The sequence below is a fragment of the Streptomyces sp. NPDC097640 genome (genome assembly GCF_040302705.1).
In the GTDB taxonomy this organism is placed as follows: Bacteria; Actinomycetota; Actinomycetes; order Streptomycetales; family Streptomycetaceae; genus Streptomyces.
In genome coordinates this window covers 14,112-35,703 of sequence record NZ_JBEOSB010000050.1, presented here as the reverse complement: position 1 = coordinate 35,703, position 21,592 = coordinate 14,112, and the positions used below count along the sequence as shown (strand labels likewise).

The 21,592-nt window shown below is 70.9% G+C and carries 19 protein-coding genes; 10 read left to right on the top strand and 9 right to left on the bottom strand.

Annotation, left to right across the window (positions count from 1 at the left end; translation table 11 throughout):
* Positions 1–145 precede the first annotated feature (145 nt).
* Positions 146–1,471: a cytochrome P450 family protein gene (locus ABTY62_RS45690; protein WP_352135311.1), complete on the bottom strand. Its 1,326-nt coding sequence runs from the start codon at positions 1,469–1,471 to the stop codon at positions 146–148.
* A gap of 581 nt (positions 1,472–2,052) precedes the next feature.
* Here ABTY62_RS45690 and ABTY62_RS45685 point away from each other — a divergent pair.
* The 6 genes from ABTY62_RS45685 to ABTY62_RS45660 all read left to right on the top strand — a co-directional run bounded on the left by ABTY62_RS45685 (position 2,053) and on the right by ABTY62_RS45660 (position 8,835).
* Positions 2,053–3,174 carry a sensor histidine kinase gene (locus ABTY62_RS45685; protein WP_352135310.1) on the top strand — a complete coding sequence of 374 codons (1,122 nt, stop codon included), beginning with the start codon at positions 2,053–2,055 and terminating at the stop codon, positions 3,172–3,174.
* Positions 3,171–3,572, top strand: coding sequence for a roadblock/LC7 domain-containing protein (locus tag ABTY62_RS45680; protein WP_352135309.1), 402 nt, complete (start codon positions 3,171–3,173; stop codon positions 3,570–3,572). Before ABTY62_RS45685 ends, ABTY62_RS45680 begins: the two co-directional genes overlap by 4 nt.
* Positions 3,569–3,940, top strand: coding sequence for a DUF742 domain-containing protein (locus ABTY62_RS45675; RefSeq protein WP_352135308.1), 372 nt, complete (start codon positions 3,569–3,571; stop codon positions 3,938–3,940). The genes ABTY62_RS45680 and ABTY62_RS45675 overlap by 4 nt, the downstream gene beginning before the upstream one ends.
* The gene (locus ABTY62_RS45670) at positions 3,915–4,505 is read left to right on the top strand and encodes a GTP-binding protein (protein WP_352135307.1); all 591 of its coding nucleotides are present in this window, start codon (positions 3,915–3,917) and stop codon (positions 4,503–4,505) included. Before ABTY62_RS45675 ends, ABTY62_RS45670 begins: the two co-directional genes overlap by 26 nt.
* Before the next feature lie 8 nt (positions 4,506–4,513).
* Positions 4,514–5,866 (top strand): cytochrome P450, encoded by a 1,353-nt coding sequence (locus ABTY62_RS45665; RefSeq protein WP_352135306.1) that lies wholly within the window; start codon positions 4,514–4,516, stop codon positions 5,864–5,866.
* Between the two features lie 401 nt (positions 5,867–6,267).
* Positions 6,268–8,835, top strand: coding sequence for a tryptophanase (locus ABTY62_RS45660; RefSeq protein WP_352135305.1), 2,568 nt, complete (start codon positions 6,268–6,270; stop codon positions 8,833–8,835).
* 77 nt (positions 8,836–8,912) lie between these two features.
* Here ABTY62_RS45660 and ABTY62_RS45655 read toward each other — a convergent pair whose 3' ends face one another.
* The 5 genes from ABTY62_RS45655 to ABTY62_RS45635 form a co-directional block, all read right to left on the bottom strand.
* Positions 8,913–9,902 (bottom strand): nucleoside triphosphate pyrophosphohydrolase, encoded by a 990-nt coding sequence (locus ABTY62_RS45655; protein ID WP_352135304.1) that lies wholly within the window; start codon positions 9,900–9,902, stop codon positions 8,913–8,915.
* Between the two features lie 14 nt (positions 9,903–9,916).
* The gene (locus tag ABTY62_RS45650; protein WP_352135303.1) at positions 9,917–10,567 is read right to left on the bottom strand and encodes a SurA N-terminal domain-containing protein; all 651 of its coding nucleotides are present in this window, start codon (positions 10,565–10,567) and stop codon (positions 9,917–9,919) included.
* A 104-nt stretch (positions 10,568–10,671) separates the two neighbouring features.
* Entirely contained in the window at positions 10,672–12,171 is a 1,500-nt protein-coding gene (locus ABTY62_RS45645; protein WP_352135323.1) for a protein kinase domain-containing protein, read from the bottom strand.
* Between the two features lie 35 nt (positions 12,172–12,206).
* Entirely contained in the window at positions 12,207–12,815 is a 609-nt protein-coding gene (locus ABTY62_RS45640) for a hypothetical protein (RefSeq protein ID WP_352135302.1), read from the bottom strand.
* A 133-nt stretch (positions 12,816–12,948) separates the two neighbouring features.
* Entirely contained in the window at positions 12,949–15,228 is a 2,280-nt protein-coding gene (locus ABTY62_RS45635; RefSeq protein ID WP_352135301.1) for an HsdM family class I SAM-dependent methyltransferase, read from the bottom strand.
* Between the two features lie 201 nt (positions 15,229–15,429).
* Between ABTY62_RS45635 and ABTY62_RS45630 the strand changes: the two genes are divergently transcribed.
* Positions 15,430–16,143 carry an Rv1352/Rv1906c domain-containing protein gene (locus ABTY62_RS45630; RefSeq protein ID WP_352135300.1) on the top strand — a complete coding sequence of 238 codons (714 nt, stop codon included), beginning with the start codon at positions 15,430–15,432 and terminating at the stop codon, positions 16,141–16,143.
* Positions 16,143–16,922, top strand: coding sequence for a LolA-like protein (locus ABTY62_RS45625; RefSeq protein ID WP_352135299.1), 780 nt, complete (start codon positions 16,143–16,145; stop codon positions 16,920–16,922). The genes ABTY62_RS45630 and ABTY62_RS45625 overlap by 1 nt, the downstream gene beginning before the upstream one ends.
* 99 nt (positions 16,923–17,021) lie before the next feature.
* Here the strand turns inward: ABTY62_RS45625 and ABTY62_RS45620 are convergent, their stop codons facing one another.
* A complete protein-coding gene (locus ABTY62_RS45620) occupies positions 17,022–17,825 on the bottom strand; it encodes an HNH endonuclease family protein (RefSeq protein WP_352135298.1) in 804 nt (267 codons plus the stop codon).
* Between the two features lie 58 nt (positions 17,826–17,883).
* Here ABTY62_RS45620 and ABTY62_RS45615 point away from each other — a divergent pair, with 58 nt between their 5' ends.
* Complete coding sequence (locus tag ABTY62_RS45615) at positions 17,884–19,347, top strand: DUF2079 domain-containing protein (protein WP_352135297.1); 1,464 nt, start codon at positions 17,884–17,886, stop codon at positions 19,345–19,347.
* Positions 19,348–19,360: 13 nt separating this feature from the next.
* On the opposite strand, the gene ABTY62_RS45610 is transcribed toward ABTY62_RS45615, so the two are convergent.
* Positions 19,361–20,149, bottom strand: a complete 789-nt coding sequence (locus tag ABTY62_RS45610; RefSeq protein WP_352135296.1) for a VOC family protein — start codon at positions 20,147–20,149, stop codon at positions 19,361–19,363.
* Positions 20,150–20,329: 180 nt separating this feature from the next.
* Here ABTY62_RS45610 and ABTY62_RS45605 point away from each other — a divergent pair, with 180 nt between their 5' ends.
* A complete protein-coding gene (locus ABTY62_RS45605; protein ID WP_352135295.1) occupies positions 20,330–20,824 on the top strand; it encodes an RDD family protein in 495 nt (164 codons plus the stop codon).
* A 29-nt stretch (positions 20,825–20,853) separates the two neighbouring features.
* On the opposite strand, the gene ABTY62_RS45600 is transcribed toward ABTY62_RS45605, so the two are convergent.
* Entirely contained in the window at positions 20,854–21,534 is a 681-nt protein-coding gene (locus ABTY62_RS45600) for an ABC transporter ATP-binding protein (protein ID WP_311729350.1), read from the bottom strand.
* Between the last annotated feature and the right edge of the window lie 58 nt (positions 21,535–21,592).

Here is a 21,592-nt window from a genome sequence, read left to right as displayed (position 1 = left end):
GGCGGCGGTGTCGACCGTTCCCGGAGCGCATGCGTTCTGCCTCTCATGTGGCGGCTGAGTCGTCGGTCGAAACATAGCGACGCCCTACGATCATCACAAGCAGATGTATCCCAGGTCACGCAGTGATCACGCGACTGACGTTATGTCATCTATGCCCCGCTCCCCAGGCGTTGCCGGGCCCTGCCGCCGGCCCGGTTTCCGGCCCCGCCCCGGCGACCGGGCCCCAGGTCACAGGCAGTTCGCGCAGCCCCCGCATGATCAGGCCGCCGCGCCGGCGCACATCCTCCGGCTCCACCGCGAGCCGCAGATCCGGCAGACGCCGCAGCAGGGTGCCGATGGCGGTCTGCGCCTCCAGCCGGGCCAGCGGAGCGCCCAGGCAGTAGTGGATGCCATGGCCGTAGCCGAGGTGCTGGTTGTCGGTGCGCGAGAGATCGAGCACATCGGGTGCGTCGAAGCGCTCGGGGTCCCGGTCGGCGGCGGCAAGCACCACCAGCACCGGCTCGCCCGCGGCGATCCGCTCGCCGCCGATCACCACGGGTTCGGTGGCGAACCGCCAGGTGGCGATCTCCACCGGCCCGTCATAGCGGAGCAGTTCCTCGACACCGGACGCCAGCACCCCCTCGTCCCCTTCATTGAGGGCCCGGCGCAGCCGGTCGCCCTGGGCGGGGTCTCGCAGCAGCGCGTAGATGCCGTTGCCGATGAGATTGACGGTGGTCTCGAAGCCGGCGAACAAGAGGATGAAGGCCATGGCCGCGGCCTCGTTCTCGGTGAGGTGCTCGCCGTGGTCACTGGCCCGGATCAGCCCGGAGATCAAGTCATCCGCCCCAACCTCGCGCAGCGACTCCCGCTTGCGGTGGATGAGATCGGCGAGATAGGCGCGGATCCGCTTCACCGCCCGGGCCACCCCGCCGCGCGGCCCGCCCCCGTGACGGATCATCATCCCGGCCCAGTCCCGGAAGTCGTCCTGGTCCTCGCGGGGCACGCCCAGCAGATCGCAGATGGCGTAGATGGGCAGCGGGAAGGCGAACTCATGGATCAGATCCGCCTCCCCTCTCGCCTGGAAGTCGTCGATGAGGCGGTCGGTCAGCTCCTGGACGCGCGGGGCGAAGGCCGCCACACGGCGCGGTGTGAACGCCTTGGACACCAGCCGCCGCAGCCGGGTGTGGTCGGGCGGGTCGATGTTGAGCAGATGCGTCATGAGGTCCGCGCCGCGCTCACCCGGAATGCCCACCTTGCCCTTGGCGTGGGCGACTTCACTGTGATGAATCGGATTCTTCGACAGCCGGGGGTCGGCGAGCGTGGCCCGCGCGTCGGCATAGCGGGTCACCAGCCATGCCTCGACACCGCTGGGCAGGGTGGTCCGGTGAACGGGTTCGTGTTCGCGCAACCAGGCGTACGCCGGATACGGGTCGTCGGCGAACTCCCAGCTGAAAAGGGTCGAGGGGCAGGCGGGGCGGGGCTGGTCTGGCACCCCCCGACGATACGACAGGTCCCGAATTCGCGATCCCATGGAAATAGGGGCATAAACACCGGGCACTATCCGATGCGTGTGCGAATGCCCGATCGGGACTCCAGCACAGCGTGATTGGCCGATACCGGACCGCCACCGAACGCCCGACAGGAGGCCCCTGCGGGCGCCCACCGCGATGCCCCGCCATACCCGGCGGAGTCGGTGAACACAGGGCGAAGTCCGCGTGGCTGAATCAGCATCAGCGTTGCGAATGGGACGGAGGCACATGCACCTCGGCCCCTGACCCTGGTGATACGATCACCGCGCTTGCCAGGCGAGCCATGGGCGCGTAGACACGCGGCGATCCGGCAAAAAGCCGAAAAGGGTCATCACTCTGAGGAGCATTATGCCGCCAGTCGGGCATCTGGAGCCGATCCGGCAGGCTGACGCCCCCGCGCTGGCGCTGTGGAGACGGGAGTGCCGTTCTCGAACCGAGCGGGCACCGTCCGGCCTCTGACTCGCCGCCGCCCCGACGACAATCCGGAACGCACCGTGCGAAACCCTTTCAGTCCCTGGCGGTCTAGTCGCTTAAAGAGAGTCTCATGACGCAATACATACAGGATCCAGCGCTCTGGGCTCTGATCGTTGGTACTCCTCTCGCCGCAACCGCCATATTCCGCGGGCGAAAGGCACGTACAAAGCTCGTCAACGAGAAGGCCGAGCTCCAGAATCGGTATACCGAACTCGAAAGCAATTATTCGGCAGCGGTCCAGGAAGCCCATGACCGCGCGGAAGAGGCCACGAAGAGCGCGCTGAAGTCCGCGATGCGCACGCTCCAGGGTCTCTCCAACGAACAGCAGCTGGCGATCGCCAAGACGCAGGAGAAGTACGGGGAGCACCACATGCTCCAGGACCTCCTCGAGATCGACCACATGAACTCGCAGTTCGGTCGGCGTGCCCAGTCCATCGCTGTGCTCTGTGACGGCTGGCTCGGCCGCCAGCGCTCGGTCGCCTCGGTGTACGACGTGGTCCGCAGCGCGAAGGGCCGTATTCGCCACTACACGCGCGTCGACATCCGCTCCCAGTCGAACTTCGCGGTGGTCAGCCGCGCCGTCGAGCCGGTCGCGCTGGCGCTGGCCGAGCTGCTGGACAACGCGACCAGCTACTCGGCGCCGGACTCCCCGATCGACATCACGATCCGCACCGTGCCCAAGGGCGTCTGCATCATCATCGACGACGCCGGTGTCGGTATGAACGAGGAAGAGAAGAACAGGGCCGACGAGCTCCTCGCTTCCAAGCGTGCGTCGGGCGTCACCGGCCTGGGAAACCCCCCGCAGTTCGGTTTCGCGGTCATCGGCGTGCTCGCCGCCCGCTATGGCTTCACTGTCTCCGTGGATTCGGCCTCTCCCTACGGTGGTGTGCGCGCGGTGGTACTTCTGCCCGAGGACCTTCTCACCAACATGCCCGAGCCGGAGGAGCCGCCGACGGTCACCCCGGCCGCCGCCAGGCCTCGCGTCGAGGAGCCCTCCGGTGACCCCGCCACATCCGGGGGCCTGCCCAAACGCCGGCGCAAGGGCTCGATCTCCATCGTGCCCAGAGCGGACTCCAACCCCGCCGCGGCCCGAACGAGCGAGGAGACAGCCTCGATCATGGGCGCCTTCCAGCGAGGCACTCAGTCCGGCCGCTCCGCAAACCCGAGCAGGGAAGGGCACGATCTTTCGTGAACAACGATCTGTCATGGATGCTTGAGAGCGCCCTGGAGGTACCAGGCGCCCGTCATGCGCTCCTGGTCTCCGCGGACGGTCTGCTGATGGCCCGCTCCAAGGATGTCCAGAAGGACGAGGCGGACTCGATCGCCGCGGCGATGAGCGGCATTCAGTCGCTGAGCCGCACGATGTCCACCTTCTGTGGCGACCCCCGGATGACCTGGCGCCAGACGCTGGTGGAGTTCGACGGCGGCTGGGTCTTCCTCATCTCCGCCGGAGAAGGCGCCTACCTGGCCGTGTCGTCCGCCCCCGACGTCGACATGGCGGACATCACCTTCCGGATGCAGCAGCTTGTCGGCCAGCTCGGCAAGGCCCTCAGCACTCCGCCTCGAGAGAACACAAGTATTCAGGCATGATTACACCGGGTGAGCAAGAGCCAGAGGCCGCGCCCTTAGTGCGACCGTACGTCATCACCAACGGTCGCGGACTGCCGGAGAACGACCAGTTCAACCTCATCACGCTGGTCACCTCCTCCGAAAAGCGACCGCCAAGCCATTACGACCCGGAGAAACGCCGCCTGCTGGACCTGTGTGGCGGGGGATACCTCTCGGTCGCCGAAATCGCGGGACACCTGGGGCTTCCGATCGGCATCGTGAAGGTGCTGCTGTCCGACCTCTCGTCGGACGGCTACCTCGTCACGCGCGCCCCGGCGCCTCCCGCCCAACTCGTCGACGTATCGGTGCTTCAGGAGGTGCTCGATGGTCTCCAGGCCCGCTTCGGATGAGGACGTCTATCTGCGCAACGATGTGCAGATAGCCGCCAAAATCCTGGTCGTGGGGCATTTCGCCGTGGGCAAGACGACCTTCATCGGCACCATGTCCGAGATTCCTCCGCTGCGCACCGAGGAAACCATGACGCAGGCGGCGGCCCACGTCGACGACCTGCGCGGGGTCCGCGGCAAGACCACGACCACCGTGGCCATGGACTTCGGCCGGCTCACCCTCAGCGACCGGCTCGTCCTGTATCTGTTCGGCACCCCCGGACAGCAGCGCTTCGTGCAGGTCTGGGAGGACATGACCCGCGGCGCCCTCGGGGCGCTGGTGCTGGTCGACCCCGAGCGGCTCAAGGAGTCGTTCGACGTCATCGACCTGGTCGAGCAGTACGGGCTCCCCTACGCGATCTCCGTCAACCACTTCGACGGCACGCCGGCCCGCTCCGACGACGAGCTGCGTGAGGCACTCGACCTGCTGCCGGAGACCCCGGTTGTCACCTGTGACGCACGCGACACGAAGTCATCGGCCAACGCACTGATCACCCTCGTGCGCTATCTACAGGAACGTGCCCGCTAGGAGCAAGAATGAACAACCAATCGGCCTTCCCCGAGCCACCACCCGGCTGCCCTGCCCACAACAGCGGCAGGCGTGTGCCGATGTACGGCCCGGAGTTCGCGGCCGATCCCCAGGCGTACTACACCTATATGCGCCACTTCGGGCCGACCGCGCCCGTCGAGCTGGCGCCCGGGGTGAACGCCACCCTCGTCACCGACTACTCGGCGGCGCTCCAACTGCTTCAGAACCCCGACGCCTTCCGGAAGGACTCGCGCCGCTGGCGCGATTTCAACGAGGGCAAGGTCAGCCCCAGCAGCCCGGTGCTCCCGCTGCTCGCCTACCGGCCGAACGCCATGTTCACCGACGGGGCGGACCACATGCGGCTGCGCCAGGCGGTGACGGACACCTTCGCCCGGGTGGACTCGCACCAGCTGAGCCGCAATGTCGAACGCGTCTCCAGCTACCTCATCGACCAGTTCAGCACGCGCGGCTCGGTCGATCTTCTGAACGACTACGCCAAGCTGCTGCCGCTCTTTGTGTTCAATGAGCTCTTCGGCTGCCCGGCGGAAGTCGGCGACCGGGTTATCTTCGGCATTACCGGTATGTTCGACGGCATCAACGCCGAAAAGGCCAACGAGGTGCTCAGCCAGGGCGTCGCCGAACTGGTCGCGCTCAAGCGGGCCAAGCCCGGGGATGATGTCACATCCTGGCTGATGCAGCATCAAGCTCAGCTCACCGATGAGGAGATGGCACATCAGCTTGTGCTGCTCCTCGGCTCCGGAGCCGAGCCGACCCGGAATCTCATCGGTAACGCGCTGCATGTTCTGCTGTCGGACGACCGGTATTCCGGAGGCGGCCTGCTGCTCGAGGACGCCATCGACGCCGCGCTGTGGAACAGCCCGCCGATGTCGAACTACGCTCCCCATTTCCCGGTGGCCGATGTCGAATTCGCCGGGGAGCAGCTGAGGGCCGGCGATCTCGTCATGGTCAGCTTTGCGGCAGCGAACACGGATCCGGCGCTCGCCGCGTCCCGCCAGCTGCGCAGCAAGCGGGCGCACCTGGCCTGGAGCGCGGGTCCGCACGCGTGCCCGGCGAAGGACCCCGCTCAGCTCATCACCGTGGCGGCCATCGAGAACCTGCTCAAGCAGCTGCCCGACATCGAGCTCGCGGTGCCCGAGGAGAGCCTCACCTGGCGCCCCGGCCCGTTCAACCGCGCGCTGGCCGCACTGCCCGCCCGTTTCACTCCCATTCGGGCCGAAAAGCAGCCGAACCTGCCGCCCCGGCAGGATAACCCTGCGATCGACAACACCCGTGGCCGGACTTCCGGCAAGCCGGAAAAGGGAGGTTTGTGGAGCTCCTTCCTCTCCTGGTGGAGGGTGTGATCCACACAACAACCTCACGCGGTTTCATACCGCATGGACGTCCAAGTGATCGGGTAGGAGAAAGCGCGAAATTCGTGTTGGCCAAAAACTAAAGGAGGTGTCGTGAAGCCTGCTGCCGTCGACACTACAACCGGTCGGCGTATTGCGCTTTCACTTCCATCCCGGCCAGACACCCCCTGCGGCCATTCGAACAACTACCCCCTCTATTTCGAACTACGCGCGACGGCAGACGAGATACCCGCCCCACCGGGCGGGTATCTCGTCGTTCGCCATGAGGCGCGCTCGGGTCACAAAAAATTCACCCGACATCGACCGCCCCACCATCGCCGTGACGGCCACCGGGAGGTCCGGTGAAGCGCTTCCGTTTCGGGTGGGGAAAACGCGGGGGTGCGGAGGCAACGTTGTCACGCACCCCACAACTGGGGGACCTCGTCAGCGGACAGCTGACCCGGCTGTCCAAGGTGGCGGGGCTGAGCCGGGCGGACGCGGCGTCCTACGCGCGTACGCTGACGGACAGTCTGGGCGAGGTCGCGCAGCGGCCGTTGTCGCTCCCGCCGCCGTACCCCACCTTTCTCTCCGACGACCACACACCGGTCGAGTTCTCCCTGGCCTTCACACCGGGCTCCGACCCCGCCCTCAGGGTGCTCCTGGAGCCCGGGGCAGGCGCCGCGAACCTGGCCGAAAACGGCCGTGACGGCCTGCGCGCGATCCACGAGATGGCCAAGCGGTGGGGGTTCTCCACAGGCCGGCTCGACCTGGTGCAGGATCTGTTCTTCCCCGCCTCCCCCGAGGGCCCGCTGGCCCTGTGGTGCGCGCTGGAACTGCGCCCCGGCGGGGTCCCCGCGGTCAAGGTGTATCTCAACCCGGCGGCCAACGGTCAGGACCGGGCCGCCGAGACGCTGCGCGAGGCGATGGACCGGCTCGGCCTCCGGCAGGCGTTCGACGCGCTGCCCCCGGCCGACGGCTACCCGTTCGTCGCCCTGGACCTCGGGGACTGGGAGGCCCCGCGGGTGAAGGTCTACCTCACGCACAACGACCTGACCGCCACCGAGGCCGGCTCCCTCTCCCGGATGAAGCCCGAACCGAGCCGGGAGCTGCTGGAGGACTTCTTCCGCACCGCCGGCGGCGAGGAGCGGCTGAGCGGACGCCCCGTCCTCACCACCCACTCCATCACCGAGACGGACACCGGCCTGCCCAGCGGGTTCACCCTCCACATGCCCGTCCGCGGCTATGTCCGCCACGACGAGCAGGCACGTGAGCGGGCGGTGACCCTGCTGCGCCGCCACGGCATGGACAGCGCGGCCCTCGACCGTGCCCTGGCCGCCACCACCTCGCGCTCGCTGTCCGACGGCGTCGGCCTCATCGCGTATCTGGCGCTGGTCCACGAGCGCGGCCGACCGCCCCGGGTGACCGTCTACGTCTCCTCGGAGGCGTACGAGGTGAAGCCGCCCCGCACCCCGCAACCGCCCCCACGGGCACAGGAACTCCGCGACGTACAGCGGCAGCCCCAGCACGCGCTCCCGTCCCATCACCGGGCGCGGGCCGGGCTGCCTCGCATCAACGAAACTCGCAAAGAAGCACAGACAGGAGCAGCGGTCAGCGTGGAGCCGTACAGGATCAAGGTCGTCGAGCCCATCCCCCTGACGACCCGGGCGCAGCGCGAGGAAGCCGTCAAGCGCGTCCACTACAACCTCTTCGACCTGCGCGCCGAGGAGGTGACCATCGACCTGCTGACCGACTCGGGCACCGGCGCGCTGTCCGCGGCCCAGCTCGCCGCCGGCATGGCGGGCGACGAGTCGTACTCGGGCTCCCGCTCCTTCTACCGGTTCCACGAGACGATCACGGAGCTGACCGGGTACGAGCACATCCTGCCGGTCCACCAGGGCCGTGCCGCGGAGCGGGTGCTCTTCTCGACGCTGCTGGAGCCCGGCCGCATCGTGCTGTCGAACACGCACTTCGACACCACGCGCGCCAACGTGGAGCTCTCCGGCGCCGAGGCGCGGGATCTGCCCTGCCCCGAGGCCCGGAACCTGGACAGCACGGCGCAGTTCAAGGGGAACATCGACCTGGAGGAGCTGAGCCGGACGCTGTCCGGGCCGGACGGCTCGCGGGTCGCCGTGGTGGTCATGACCATCACCAACAACGGCGGCGGTGGCCAGCCCGTCTCCATGGACAACCTGAAGCGGACCGCCGCCCTGTGCAAGCAGCACGGCGTGCCGCTGTTCCTGGACGCCGCCCGGTTCGCCGAGAACGCCTGGCTGGTGACTCGTCACGAGGCCGCGTACCGGAACCACACCCCGCGCCAGGTTGCTGAAGAAGCGTTTCGCCTGGCGGATGGCTGCCTGATGAGCGCCAAGAAGGACGGCATCGTCCACATCGGCGGCTTCATCGGGCTCAACGACCCTGAGCTGGCCCAGCGGTGCGAGCTGCTCCTCATCGCCACCGAGGGGTTCGCGACCTACGGCGGTCTGGCCGGACGCGACCTGGACATGATCGCCCAGGGGCTCACCGAGGTGACCGACCCCGGCTACCTCGCCGAGCGCGCCGACATCGCCTCCCACCTCGCCGACCGGGTGCGCGCCGCGGGCGTCGACATCCTCGAGCCGCCGGGTCTGCACGCGCTCTACCTCAACGCCGGGCGCCTGTTCCCGCACATACCGGCCCACCACTACCCGGGCCACGCCCTCGCCTGCCAGCTGTACCTGGAGGGCGGCATACGCTCGGCCGAGCTGGGCTCGCTCTACCTCGGCGAGGAGGACGAGGACGGCAACCCGGTGAAGAGCGCCCCGTACGAGCTGGTCAGGCTGGCGCTGCCGCGCCGGGTCTACACGCGGAGCCACTACGACCACGTCGGCCGGACCCTGGAGACGATCGCCAAGAGGGCGGAGTCGGTGCGCGGTTACCGGATCGTGGAGCAGTCCCCCATCCTGCGCCACTTCCGCGCCAAGCTTCAGCCGGTGGCCGTCTAGCGGCGGTTCCCGCTCCCCGTTGACGCAAGGGCCCGGCACCGGCTCCATCGGTGCCGGGCCCTTGCGCCGCGTCTGGATCAGCCGCGGGCGGCTTCGGCCGCCCGTATCGCGTCGCGGTACGTACGGGCCGCGGCGCGCAGCGCGGTCTCGGGCTCGATGCCCCGCTCGGCCGCCCGCACCGCCAGGGCCAGCAGTTCGTAGCCGACGCCCTCGCCCTCGGGGACCGGCACCGCCAGGCCCTCCGTACGGGCGCGGGAGGCCAGCTTGGCGGCCAGTGCGAGCGCGGGCTGACCGAGCGGCACCCCGTCGGTGACCGAGTCGCGCTGCTTCTCGATCGCCTTCGTACGCAGCCAGTGCGCCTTGACGTCCTCGGCGGTCTCGGCCGCCTCCTCGCCGAAGATATGCGGATGGCGGCGGACCAGCTTGTCCACGATCCCGCCCGCCACCTCGTCGATCGAGAACGGCTCGTCCGGGTCCTCCTGCGCGATCCGGGCGTGGAAGACGACCTGGAGCAGGACGTCGCCCAGCTCCTCGCGCAGCGCCTCGCGGTCGCCCTGCTCGATGGCCTCGACGAGCTCGTACGCCTCCTCGATGCCGTACTTGACCAGCTCCTCGCTGGTGCGGGCGCCGCTCCACGGGCACTCCACCCGGATCCGGTCCATCACCTGGACCAGGTCCAGCAGGCGCGCACCCGGCAGGTCGTAGGCGCCGGGCAGCAGCTCCAGATCCGGCATCCGCTCCCGCCCGGACCCGGCGAGCCGGGCCAGGCCGTCGGTCAGCCCGGAGTCCCCCTCCGCCGAGGTGATCACCACGGCGGTGCGGCCCGGCTCGGCGGTGCAGTAGTCGACCAGCTCGCGCGCCCCGGGCGCCGCCTCCTCCACGACGACACCCGCCTCCCGCAGATACGGCAGCTGCGGATGGGCCGGGTCCGCGCACAGCACCCGGTCCGCGCCGCGCAGCGCCTGCCACGCGGGCCACGACAGCAGCCCGGGCGCCACCCGGTGGCTGGTGGTGAGCAGGACGATACGGCCGGTGGGAGCGCTGTTGAGGTTTTGGGAGGCGGTCACCCTTGAAACGTAACCTACGCCTGCCGGCTCGCGTCCTCGGAGGTGCGCAGCCAGGCCTCCTTGGTCAGCACGGCCGTGCCCCGCCGGTCGTCCCAGGTCCCGTAGCGCGGGTTGACCTCGATGCCCAGCTTCTTGGACGTACTGGCGAAGACCTCGTTGACCTTGGCGGTGCCGAGCTTGGTGACCAGCGCGTTGCGCGTCAGCTCCATCCGCATCGCGTCGTCGATGCCGTCCGGGGCGATGCCCTGCTCCAGGTAGAGGCCGCGCAGCGCGGCGCCGCCGCCGGACTGGGTCTCGGCGGCCTTGCGGTACTGCTGCACATCGCGGCGCGTCACCCGCACCCCGTTGTCCTTGCCTGCCCGCTCGATCACCCGGAACTGGATCATGCGAATCAGGGTGTTCTGGCTCAGCTGACCGCTGTTGGCCACGAGCTGCTCGGACTTCGGAGAGCCCTGCTGTGCGTCCCGGACGTCGTTGACCCTCGCCTGGAGCTGCGAGACGGTGATCCGGCTGCCGTCCACGACGGCGGCGGCCCCGGGGTGCGCGTCATTGCCGCAGGCCGTGAGCAGCGGTGCGGCGAGCAACAGGGCGGACGCGGCGGGGATGGCAAGGGTGGCGCGGGTCTGTCGACGGTAGGGGGGTCGCCCCCCAGAGGGATGCTGCATCAAGTCTCCCGGCATAGATCGACCTGGCGTTGATCGATGGTATGGAGTCGGCGCGGCCGAAGCCACTGCTTCGACAACGATTCGCCGGGGCTCCGGCCACCTCGCTAGCCGCGGACCTGCCCGAGCCAGTGCAGGGTACGGCGGATTTCCTCCGGAAAGGGATGATGCGGGCCGTGCAGCCGCTCGGCGTCGAACAGAAGGCGGGCGAGCATGTCATGGGCGGCCGGGCGGTCGCCGAGGGACAGCAGCAGGAGCCCGATCCGGCGGCGGATCTCCAGCGGCGGGGTGGGGTCGGTGGCCGCGTACTGCTCGAAGTACGGGAGCAGGGTGCGGTATTCGACCAGCGCCTGTGCGGCCTCGCCGAGCTGCTCGAGGCACTGGGCCGCCTCGTAGCGGAACTGAAGGGACTTGCGCAGCGCCTCCGGGCCCGACTCGGCGGCGTACTCGTCGGCGAGGCGCCGCAGCTCGGGCAGGGCGCGGCGGTACTGCCCGTCGTCCATGAGGGTCACCGCGTACTGCTTGCGCAGCGACCGTACGACCGGGGACAGCTCGCCGTGCTCGGCGGCGGCCGCCGGGAGGATCGAGCCGAGGATGTCCACGGCCTGGGTGATCCACCCCTGGTCGAGCAGGCGCTTGACCTCGTCCACGGCCTCCGCCACATCCGAGCGCGCGGGGGCGGTGGGCGCGGGCGGTGGAGGGGCTACGGTCGGCGGGGCGGGGCGGTCCGGCCAGGGGGCGTGCGGGCGCAGGAACGGGCGCGTGGGGTCCATGGGGCCGGTGGCGGCGACACCGGGCGCCACGGCGGCATAGGGCAGCAGCGGAACCAGCGCCTGGTAGACCTCCTGGGCGTCGGCCGGCCGGTGCTGGGGGTCCTTGGCGAGCAGCCGCAGCACCAGCGCCTCCAGCGCCTCGGGCACCTCGGGCCGCGCCTGGCGGACCGGGACCGGCGGCTCGTAGAGATGGCGGTGCAGCACGCCCAGGGCGGTGGAGCCGGCGAAGGGCACATTGCCGATGAGGAGTTCGTGCAGCAGCACGCCCAGCGCGTACAGGTCGGTGTACGGGCCGACGGCGCCGCCCATGGCCTGCTCGGGCGCCATGTAGGCGGGGCTGCCGATGGGCGATCCGGTGTGGGTGAGGCGGGTGGTGTCGGTATCCAGGACGGCGGCCACGCCGAGGTCGAGGACGGTCACCGAGCCATCGGGGCGGATCATCACGTTCCGCGGCTTGAGGTCGCGGTGCACGATCGGCACCGCGTGGACGGCGGAGAGCACCGCGCACAGCTGGGCCGCCACGCACACCGCCCACTGCCAGGGGTAGGGGTCGTGCTCGGCGAGGTGGTCGGCGAGGTCGGCGCCCTCGACGTACTGCATGATCAGGTACAGGTCGTCGCCGTCGCTGCCCGCGTCGTGCACGGTGACCAGACCGCGGTGGTCGACCTGCGCGGTGACCCGGCACTCGCGCACAAAGCGGCGGCGCAGGTCGTCCACGTCGTCGTTGGGTATCGCCATCCGGTCGGGGCGCAGCAGCTTGACCGCGACGCGGCGGTCGAGCCGCCGGTCGTACGCGGTCCACACCTGGCCCATGCCGCCCTGGCCGAGGAGCATGGCCAGCTCATAGCGGTCGGCGACGACGCGTCCGTTCAACGGCCCTGCTCTCTGCGGAGGTAGTCGCTGAGCTCATCCAACTCGGCGCGCACACGCTGGATGCGCTCCGGCTGCGGGTGAGGCTGAGGTTGGGGTTGGGGCTGGGGTTGCGGCTGGGGTTGCGGTTGCGGCTGGGGTTGCGGCTGGGCGTATGGCTGCGGGTGGGGCTGGACGGGCTGGTGCGGCGGCACGGGCTGGTGGAGCTGGGCCGGGTAGCCGTAGGGCCCCGGCGGGTGCGGGTACCCCGGCGGGACGTAAGGACCCGCGGCCGGCGCCGGGCGGTGGTGCCTGATGTCCACGATCAGGAAGTGCGTCGACACGCCCACGGCCAGCAGGAACATGACCGTCAGGGTCGTGTACGCCAGCGCGTCGGGCTCGTCGGGGCCGGTCCCGAACTCCACGAACGCGAGCACCACCACCACACAGGTGCCCCAGAACAGCAGCCAGTCGAGCGCGCGGCGGCGCAGGATGGCCACGCGCAGCATCGTCACCCACGACAGCAGGCCGAAGGTCAGCAGCGACAGGGCGACGAAGACCACTCGCAGGACGGCCACCGTCGCGGTGGACGCGGGGCGGGGCGGCGGCGCGGGTGCGTAGCCGTGCATTGCTGCTCCTGGGGACCTGGTGCCGAGGGGGTGCTCGCGCGCGTGCGGGCGCGCGCTTGAGCGTATACATCGACGTGGCGTGGGGAACCCGGGTTGTACGGAATCCGGCGTCTCTTTGATCACATGAGCGCGGTCAATGGGGCTGGACGGTACCGTCGGCGAGTCCGTCGTACAGCCCTCGCATCAACTGCTCCCCCAGCCGCCCCGCGAGCCTCAGCGCCTCCTCGAAGGAGGCGAGGGTGCGGTACTGCTGGCCGTAGCGCCGCTGGTCCGCGAGCGGGAGCCGGGGCAGCCGCAGGCGGCGTACGTCGAGCCGGGTGGCGGTCGACGCATAGCTGCTGGCCTGACGCTGGTTGGCGCTGCCGCGCAGATACCCGGCGAGGAACCACGGGTCCAGCGCCTCCGGGTCGGGCCGCAGCAGACACAGATTGCGGGCGAGCGCGGCCCCGGCCGCGGCCTCGTCCACCACCCGGGCGACCGTGCCGCCGCCGATCAGCGGCACCACGACATCGCCCGCCGCGGTCAGCACCGGCTCCTCGGCGGGCGCCTCGGGCCGCTCGCCGGCCGCCGCGCCGGGCGCGGGGGCCTGGGCGGCGGGGAGGGTGCCGCTGGGGCCGGTCCCGGTGAGCACATCGGACTCGGTGAGCACAGGGGGCGCCCCCGGCCCCGCGCCCGCCGTCGCCGCACTCCCGGTGCGCAGCACCAGGGCGCCGGCGCGGGCCAGTTCGCCGACGGTGGTCATGGGCCAGCGCGCGCTCTGCGCCCCGGCCGCCGGGCCCGCCGCCCGGTCCTCGGGTCCGTCCGGGCCCGCGGGCGCCACGGGGGTCAGTTCGACGGTGCGGGCCAGGGTGGCGGTGAGCCGGTCGCGGACGGCGGCCAGCTCCTCGGCGCCGCCGCCCGCGGCGGGCGGCGGCAGATGGCGGGCGGGGGCGAGGTCGACGTCGTCGTCGAGGAGTTCGATCACGGGCACCACCCGGCACACCCCGGGCCGCTCGGGGGCGCCGCCGCTGTCGAAGGCGCGCCAGGCGTCCAGGACGGTGTCGCGCACGAGCTGCCAGGGCAGCTTGTCCCGGCCGGGCGAGGCCGCGGCCGCCGGATACCCGGGGACCGCCGCCACCGGGCCGTCGCCCGGGGCCGCCGCCGAGGCCGCGGCCGCCGCGGCGTCGACCAGCAGCAGCCGGGGCGCGGCCGGCTGCCCGGCCCCGGGGCGGCGCAGCACCCACAGATGCAGCGGGATGCCGTACGGCGGGGCGGCCCCGGCGGGCAGCGCGACCACGGCCCGCAGCGCGCCGCGCCGCAGCAGATCGGCGCGGATGCGGCGGCCGGAGCGGCGGGAGGCCGCGGCGGGGGGCATCAGCAGCACGGCGGGGCGGCCGTCGCGGACGTGGGCGAGGGCGTGCTGGACCCAGGCGAGCTCGGATTCGGTGCGGGCCGGGAAGCCGTACTCCCAGCGGGGGTCGTAGGCGAGCTCGTCATGGCCCCAGTTGCGCTCGTTGAACGGCGGGTGGGAGACGACCGCGTCGGCGGCGTGCTGGGGCAGGGCGTCCGCGCGCAGGCTGTCGCCGCCGTACACCCGCACCTGGGCGCCGTGGGAGTCGCGGGTGTCGTGGGCGTCGTGGGCGTCGTGGGCCAGGGCCAGCCGCAGCGCGGTGAGGGCGGCCAGGTCGCGGTCCAGCTCCTGGGCGTACAGCGTGGCCGCGCCGTGGGTGCGCAGAACGGCGCACAGCAGGCCGCCGGTGCCGGAGGCGGGGTCGAGAACGATGGGCCCGGCCCCCTCAGGACCCCCGGCGCCCTCGGGACCCGCCGGGCCACCCGCCACCCCCGTCAGGGCCGCCATCAGCTCGGCGAGGTCGGGCGGGGTGACCGTGTACTGCCGCGGGTTGGCGTCCAGATGGCGCCCGACCAGGAACTCGTACGCCTCGCGCGGGCCCGCCTCGGCGGCCAGCTCGGCCGCCTGGCGCAGCATCGGTACGAACGGCCGCAGCCCGGCCGGGTCCGCGACGGGCACGGGGTGCTGCTCGCCGAGCCGGGCGGTCAGCACCGGGGCGAGCGCGGGCGGCAGCAGCTCGGCCAGCTGCGGATCGGCGGCCTCGCTCAACTGGCGCCAGCGGGCGGGCCGGTCCCGTACGAGGAGGAGTACGGCGCCGATGTGGCCGAGCGCGGCGGGGGCCCCGGCCGGGTGCCCGGCGAGCAGCTGCCAGAGGCGCTCGCGCAGCGGCACCTCGGCGAGCTTGCCCTGGGCGCGCAGCCAGCGCTCGATCTCGCCGAGGGCGAAGGTCGGGCTGGTCTCGGTGCCGCCGACCGGCTTGGGGAAATCCGCGTGGCGGCGCCGCCAGTTGCTGACGGCGGCCCGGCCGACCCCGGCCAGCCGGGCGATCCCGGCGGCGGTCACCTCTGCTGCGTTGTCGGCCACCTGGCTGACTCCCGTCCCGTGGTGCGGCTGTGGCGTCGAGCATATCGATCGCGATCTTCAAAGAGATGCGTTCACGCCGTGAATCCTACCCCTCAACCGATTCTTGTTGACTCGGTTCACAGACTCTGTTCTTATTGACCCATCGGTTCACGGGGCCACTCCGGCCCCGGAAATGAGCGTCAGATAGGGGTGGGCTGCCGCATGTCGCAGCAGACGAAGCAGAACTGGTTCGCCCGGCACAAGGTCCTGACCGGGGCGGGGGCGCTCGTCGTGGTGATCGCCATCGGCGGCGCCATGGCGGGAGGCGGAGACGACAACAAGGACAAGGACAAGGGCACCTCGGCCCAGGGGACCTCGTCCGGCGGGGGCTCGAAGGACACCTCCGACGGCAACTCCGAAAAGCCCAAGGCCGAGGCCGCCATCGGCGGCGACGGCACCTTCCAGGTCGGCTCCGACGTCAAGCCCGGCACCTACATGTCCACGGACAACACCGACGGCATGTGCTACTGGGAGCGGGCCAAGGACTCCAGCGGCGAGACCGACTCGCTCATCGCCAACGACAACGTCATGGGCACCGCCTATGTGACGATCAAGGCGACCGACAAGATCTTCAAGTCGAACGACTGCCACGGCTGGGAGGCGGTCCCCGCCAAGGCCTCCGGCACCCCCAAGTCCGAGGTGGACGGGAACGGCGGCATGTACCGGATCGGTGCCGACCTCGCCCCCGGTACATACAAGTCGACCGGCAACGCCGATGACGACACCTGCTACTGGGAGCGCGACAAGGACGCCCTGCACGGCATCGACTCGATCATCGCCAACGAGAACGTCTCCGGGAATGGCCTGGTGACCATCGCCGCCGGCGACGGATACTTCAAGACCAACGGCTGCAAGAACTGGAAGAAGACGAGCTGATGCGCTCCACCACGACCCTGGCGGCGCTGTGCGCCGTGACCGCACTCGCCCTGACCGCCTGCGGCTCCGACGGCGACAAGGGCGGCGAGGCCGGCAAGAACGGGGAGAAGGTCTCGGCGAGTTCGAAGGCCACGCCGTCCACCAAGGCCCCCGGCTCCGAGCTGGAGAAGCTGACCGGTCCGCAGATCGCCAACAAGGCCATGAAGGCGATGAAGTCGGCGACGTCCCTGACCACGGACGTGGACGGGATCGTCGACGGCGGCCCCATGAAGTACCACATGTCCTCGGACAGCAAGGGCGATTGCGCGGGCAAGGTGGGCATGGGCGCCGACGGCAGTGTCGAGCTGATCAAGACCGGTGGCCTGGTCTACATGAAGTTCGACCGCGCCTTCTGGAAGTCGCAGGGCGGCGAGGACGGCGCGGCGGCGGCCGAGGCGATCGGCGACAGCTGGACCAAGTCCAAGGCCAGCGGCGCGGATGCCAAGGACTTCACCGCCTTCTGCGACTCCGACGCGATGCTGGCCGGCTTCGAGGAGGGCCCGAACCTCGCGCGCAAGGGCGAGACCACCACGGTCGACGGCAAGCCCGCGATCACCCTCACCGAGACCGACGGCGACGAGACGTACACCACCTACGTCGCCACCGAGGGCAAGCCGTACATCCTGAAGATGGTCATCAAGGGCGGCAAGGAGCCCGGCACGATAACGTTCAGCGACTTCGACAAGCCGGTCGACGCCAAGGCCCCGGCCGGGGACATCGTCGACCTCGATGCCCTCTGATCGAAGGCCGTCGAAAAGGCCGACATTGCCCGCGCGCCGACCCGGCGCGCGGGCGGCTTCATGTCCGGCTCGATGTGGCGCGGCTCGATGTGGTGCGGGTCACCCGGCGCACTGCTGCCGCATCATCCGCTGGTCGGCGGCGGTCACCGGTATCTCGTACTTGAGCGCGACCTGGGCGAAGCGGACCGCGTACGCGCACCGGATCGAGGTGTCCGGCGGCAGCCAGGACGCGGGCCCGGAGTCGCCCTTGGACGAGTTGGCCCGGCCGTCGACGGGGATCAGGTTGAGCACGTCGTTCGCCAGCTGTTGGCGCTTGCTCTTCGGCCAGCGCGAGGAGCCCATCTGCCAGCTGTACGACAGCGGCACCACATGGTCGATCTGCACCTCGGCGGCCTTCTCCTTGCGCCACTCGATGGTCTTGCCGGTGTACGGGTCGTGCAGCGTCATGGCGATGACCACGCAGTCGGAGCCGGACCGGAAGCGCAGCTTCTGCCCGTCGCGGCGCAGCAGGTCGTTCCGGGTGTCACAGCCGTTCCGCGCCAGCGGCACCCCGTCGGCCGTGTCCATCCACGCGTAGCCGAACTTGTCCCGCTCGTAGCCCGTCCTCGGCCCCCGTCCCTTGGTGACCAGCTGGCCGATGAGCCGTTCGGCCGCGACCCGGTCCGTCTTCGTCGTCACCGGCGCCAGGCCCGGCTTCGTACCGTCCGGGTTCTTCAGCGGAATGACCGCCTGCCCCGCGCCGCCCTGTCCACCGCGGCCCTGTCCAGCGCTGCTCTGTCCGCCCCTGCTCTGCTTTGCGCCGCCCCGGCCGTCGTCGTCCTTCTCGGACCCGGACGAACACCCGGCGACGGCCAGCAGCGCGGCGAGCCCTGGAATCAGCGCCCGCCCAAACCGTTTCTGCAACCCTCCGGCCTCCTTCGGTATCTTTTCGCACAGACCGCCCACACGATAAGGACCCTGGATGGACACGGCCGCCGCACTCCCCCCCGGTACCACCGCCGAGGGAGCGACCGCCACCTTGGACCGCGCCCGGCCGGGCGGTGCCTCGGCCGCCGGGCTACGGCACCCGCGCCTCGACCCGTACTGGCTGGCCTCGGCCTTCTTCGTGGCCTTCGCGGCGGTGTCGATCACCCGCTACCGGCGGATGGCGACCATGTCCTGGGACCTGGGCATCTTCGAGCAGGCGATACGCTCGTACGCCCATCTCCGGACCCCCGTCGCCGATCTCAAGGGCCCCGGCTTCAACATCCTCGGCGACCACTTCAGCCCGGTCACCGCCCTGCTCGCCCCGTTCTACCGGGTCTTTCCCTCCCCCGTCACCCTGCTGGTCGCCCAGGCCGCCCTCTTCGCCCTGTCGATCATCCCCGTCACCCGCGTGGCGACGCGCCTGCTGGGGCGGGGCCGGGGGCTGGCGATCGGCGTCGCGTACGGGCTGTCCTGGGGCGTCCAGCGCGCCGTCGACTTCGACTTCCACGAGATCGCCTTCGCCATGCCGCTGCTCGCCTTCTCCCTGGAGGCGGTGATACTCCGGCGCTGGTACGCGGCGATGCTCTGGGCCGCCCCGCTCGTCTTCGTCAAGGAGGACATGGGGGCCACGGTGGCCGCGATCGGCGCCGTGATCGTGATCCGCGCCTGGCAGGAGCGCCCGCCGCGGATCGTCCCGCTCGCGATCGGCCTCATCGGCTTCGGCGTGCTGGCCTCCGCCCTGGCGCTCGGGGTGATCATCCCGAGCTTCAACGGCGGCGGCTCGTACGACTACTGGGACAAGGTCGGCAGCGGCGGCGAGCAGACCGGGACCATCCCCTTCGAGACCGCGGTGCGCACCCTGCTGTGGGTGCTGCTGCCCACCAGCGGCCTGCTCGCGCTGCGCTCCCCGCTGCTGCTGGCCGCCGTGCCCACCCTCGGCTGGCGCCTGGTCTCCCACGACGACCACTACTGGGGCACCGACTGGCACTACAGCGCGGTGCTGATGCCGATCGTCGCGCTCGCCCTCGTCGACGCCGTCGACCGCGCCCGCGACAGCGACCGCGCCTGGCTGGCCTCGTACGCCCGGCAGCTGCCCGGCATGGTCGCGGGCGCGGCGCTGGCGCTGACCGCCTCGCTGCCCCTGGAGAACCTCACCAACCCGGACTTCTACGAAAAGCCCAAGGAGGTCACCGAGGTCGAGCGGCTGCTGGCCAGGATCCCGGACGGGGCGTCGGTCGAGGCCAACGTGGGGCCGATCAGCCGGCTCACCAACCGCTGCCGGGTGCTGTGGGTCGGCAACACCCGCGATGTCGTGCCGGACTACATAGCCCTCCAGGAGCCGGAGCGCACGCCCGGGGAGCTCGTGCAGTACGCGAAGCAGCTGCACCCGGACCAGCGCTACGCGTATCTCGGCTCCACCGGGGGCTACTTCGTGCTCAAGCGGGCCGACGCGGGCTGAGCCGCGGACATCCTCACGTGCTCATCGGCTTCGGGGCGATCAGGGCGAACGTCGCCCCCTGCGAGTCGCGGACCACGGCCATCCGGCCCGCCACCATCTCGAAGGGCTCCCGGCCCACCGTCCCGCCGGCCGAGAGCACCCGCGCCACGGCCCCGTCGGTGTCCGCGACCGCGAAGTAGACCAGCCACTGCGAGCCCACTTCGGCCGCGGCGTCCTCGCTCAGCTGCTGCATGCCGCCCACCGGGCGGCCGTCCACGGACAGGGCGAAGTAGCCCTCGGCGCCCTCCATCGGGGCGCTCCGGATGCCCAGCGCCGCCCCGTAGAAGGCGGCGGCCGCCTCGTGGTCGGTGGTGTTGAGCTCGTTCCAGATCAGTGCGCCGGGCTCGTTGACGATGCCCGCGCCGGGGAACTCCCGCGGCTCCCAGACGCCGAAGACCGCCCCGGTCGGATCGGCAGCCACCAGCATCCGCCCCAGGTTCATCACCTCCACGGCCGGGGTGAACACGGTCCCCCCGTTGCGGGTGATCGCCTGAAGGGTGGCATCGGCGTCGGCGGTGGCGAAGTACGTGGTCCAGGCGGGCGGCGGCGCGGGCTGGTCGCCCATCGACTCGGCCGACATGATCCCGGCCACGGGTCTGCCCTTGAGGGTGCACAGCGCGTATCCGCCGGTCTCGGGCGGGCCGGGGCTGCCCTCCCAGCCGAGGACCCCGGCGTAGAAGCCGAGGGCGGCCGCCTGGTCGGGGGCCACCACATCGATCCAGCAGGGGGTGCCGGGCTGGTAGGGCTCGCTGACTTCGGGCATCGGCGCCTCCGGGTCGGGCCCCGGCCGCCGCGGCGGCCGGACGTCATCCCCTCGGCCCATTCTCCCGGGGTGCGGCGGCGCCGCCACTCGGCGCCGCGCCACACCTCTCTCACCGCATCGATACCGGCCACGCACCGTCTTGAGAGAAGACCGTCACAGACGCGCGGCAGGATGCCCCACATGATCGACTCCCAGGGACGGCAGCCCTACCCGAGCCCGTACGCCCATCCCCCGCATCCTCAGCCCCAGCCCCAGCCGCCCGCCGTCCCCGAGGCCATCGGCGATTTCCGGCGGTGGTTCTCGGCGACCGTGGACGGCCTGATCGCACTCTTCGGCGGCATGGCCATCACCGTGCGGCTCATTCCCGCCCTCGGTGGGCCGGAGCCGTTCTGGGGCACCGCCCTGGCCGGGGTGTTCGGGCTGTCCCTCCTCCACCATGTGCTGGGGCCCTGGATCTTCCGGACGACGATCGGCAAATTCCTGTTCGCCGCCCGGGTGGTGCGCGACGCCGACGGCGGGCGGCCGCGCTTCTGGCAGGCCGTCCGGCGCTGGGCCTACGGGCTGACCTGGCTTCCGATGCAGCCGGTTCGGAGCCTGTTCGGCGCGGACGGCGACCCGTACGAGGACGCCTGCGGCCTGCGCTACGTACGCGCCAAGGACCTGCGCCCACGCTGACGGCCCCGTACCGGCTGGATCCGGGCGGCTCAGGCGGCGCGCTCGGTGACCTTCACCCTCCCCTTCTCGATCGTGGCCAGGCGCGGGGCGCGGCGGGCGATGGCGCTGTCGTGGGTGACCATGACGAAGGTCAGGCCGTGCTCCTCCCACAGCCCCTCCAGCAGGGTCATGATCTCGTCGCGCATCGACTCGTCCAGGTTGCCGGTCGGCTCGTCGGCGAGCAGCACCTTGGGGCGCTTGACCAGCGCGCGGGCGATCGCCACGCGCTGCTGCTGGCCCCCGGACATCTCCCCGGGCAGATGCCCGAGCCGCTCGCCGAGCCCGACCGACTCCAGCGCCTCGGCGGCGCGCCCGCGCCGCTCGGCGGCCTTGACGCCCAGCGGGACGAGGGCGGTCTCCACGTTCTCCTGCGCGGTGAGCGTGGGGATCAGATTGAAGCTCTGGAAGACGAAGCCGATGTTCTCGGATCTGACCTTGGTGAGCCGGGCCTCGCTGAGCGAGGCCAGGTCGACGCCGTCGAGTTCGACCGCGCCGGAGGTGGGGCGGTCCAGGCCGCCGAGCATCTGGAGCAGGGTGGACTTGCCGCCGCCGGTGGGGCCCTGGATCACCAGACGGCCGCCGTCCTCGATGGTCAGGTCCACGCCGGCGAGGGCGTCGACGGTGTCCTTGCCGCGCCGGTAGCGCTTGGTGACGCCGCTGAGCTGGTACATGGGGTGACTCCTTGACTCCTGGTCAGGCGTTCAGGCGTGGGCTGAGGGTGGGGATCGC

Coding starts and splice junctions, on each gene's coding strand:
- ABTY62_RS45670 (WP_352135307.1), top strand. CDS start 3,915: ATGGTCTCCAGGCCCGCTTCGGATGAGGACGTCTATCTGCGCAACGAT.
- ABTY62_RS45625 (WP_352135299.1), top strand. CDS start 16,143: ATGCGCTCCACCACGACCCTGGCGGCGCTGTGCGCCGTGACCGCACTC.
- ABTY62_RS45645 (WP_352135323.1), bottom strand. CDS start 12,171: ATGCTCCTCGGCCAGGGCGGCATGGGCCAGGTGTGGACCGCGTACGAC.
- ABTY62_RS45665 (WP_352135306.1), top strand. CDS start 4,514: ATGAACAACCAATCGGCCTTCCCCGAGCCACCACCCGGCTGCCCTGCC.
- ABTY62_RS45640 (WP_352135302.1), bottom strand. CDS start 12,815: ATGCACGGCTACGCACCCGCGCCGCCGCCCCGCCCCGCGTCCACCGCG.
- ABTY62_RS45615 (WP_352135297.1), top strand. CDS start 17,884: ATGGACACGGCCGCCGCACTCCCCCCCGGTACCACCGCCGAGGGAGCG.
- ABTY62_RS45605 (WP_352135295.1), top strand. CDS start 20,330: ATGATCGACTCCCAGGGACGGCAGCCCTACCCGAGCCCGTACGCCCAT.
- ABTY62_RS45650 (WP_352135303.1), bottom strand. CDS start 10,567: ATGCAGCATCCCTCTGGGGGGCGACCCCCCTACCGTCGACAGACCCGC.
- ABTY62_RS45685 (WP_352135310.1), top strand. CDS start 2,053: ATGACGCAATACATACAGGATCCAGCGCTCTGGGCTCTGATCGTTGGT.
- ABTY62_RS45600 (WP_311729350.1), bottom strand. CDS start 21,534: ATGTACCAGCTCAGCGGCGTCACCAAGCGCTACCGGCGCGGCAAGGAC.
- ABTY62_RS45630 (WP_352135300.1), top strand. CDS start 15,430: ATGTCGCAGCAGACGAAGCAGAACTGGTTCGCCCGGCACAAGGTCCTG.
- ABTY62_RS45610 (WP_352135296.1), bottom strand. CDS start 20,149: ATGCCCGAAGTCAGCGAGCCCTACCAGCCCGGCACCCCCTGCTGGATC.
- ABTY62_RS45675 (WP_352135308.1), top strand. CDS start 3,569: ATGATTACACCGGGTGAGCAAGAGCCAGAGGCCGCGCCCTTAGTGCGA.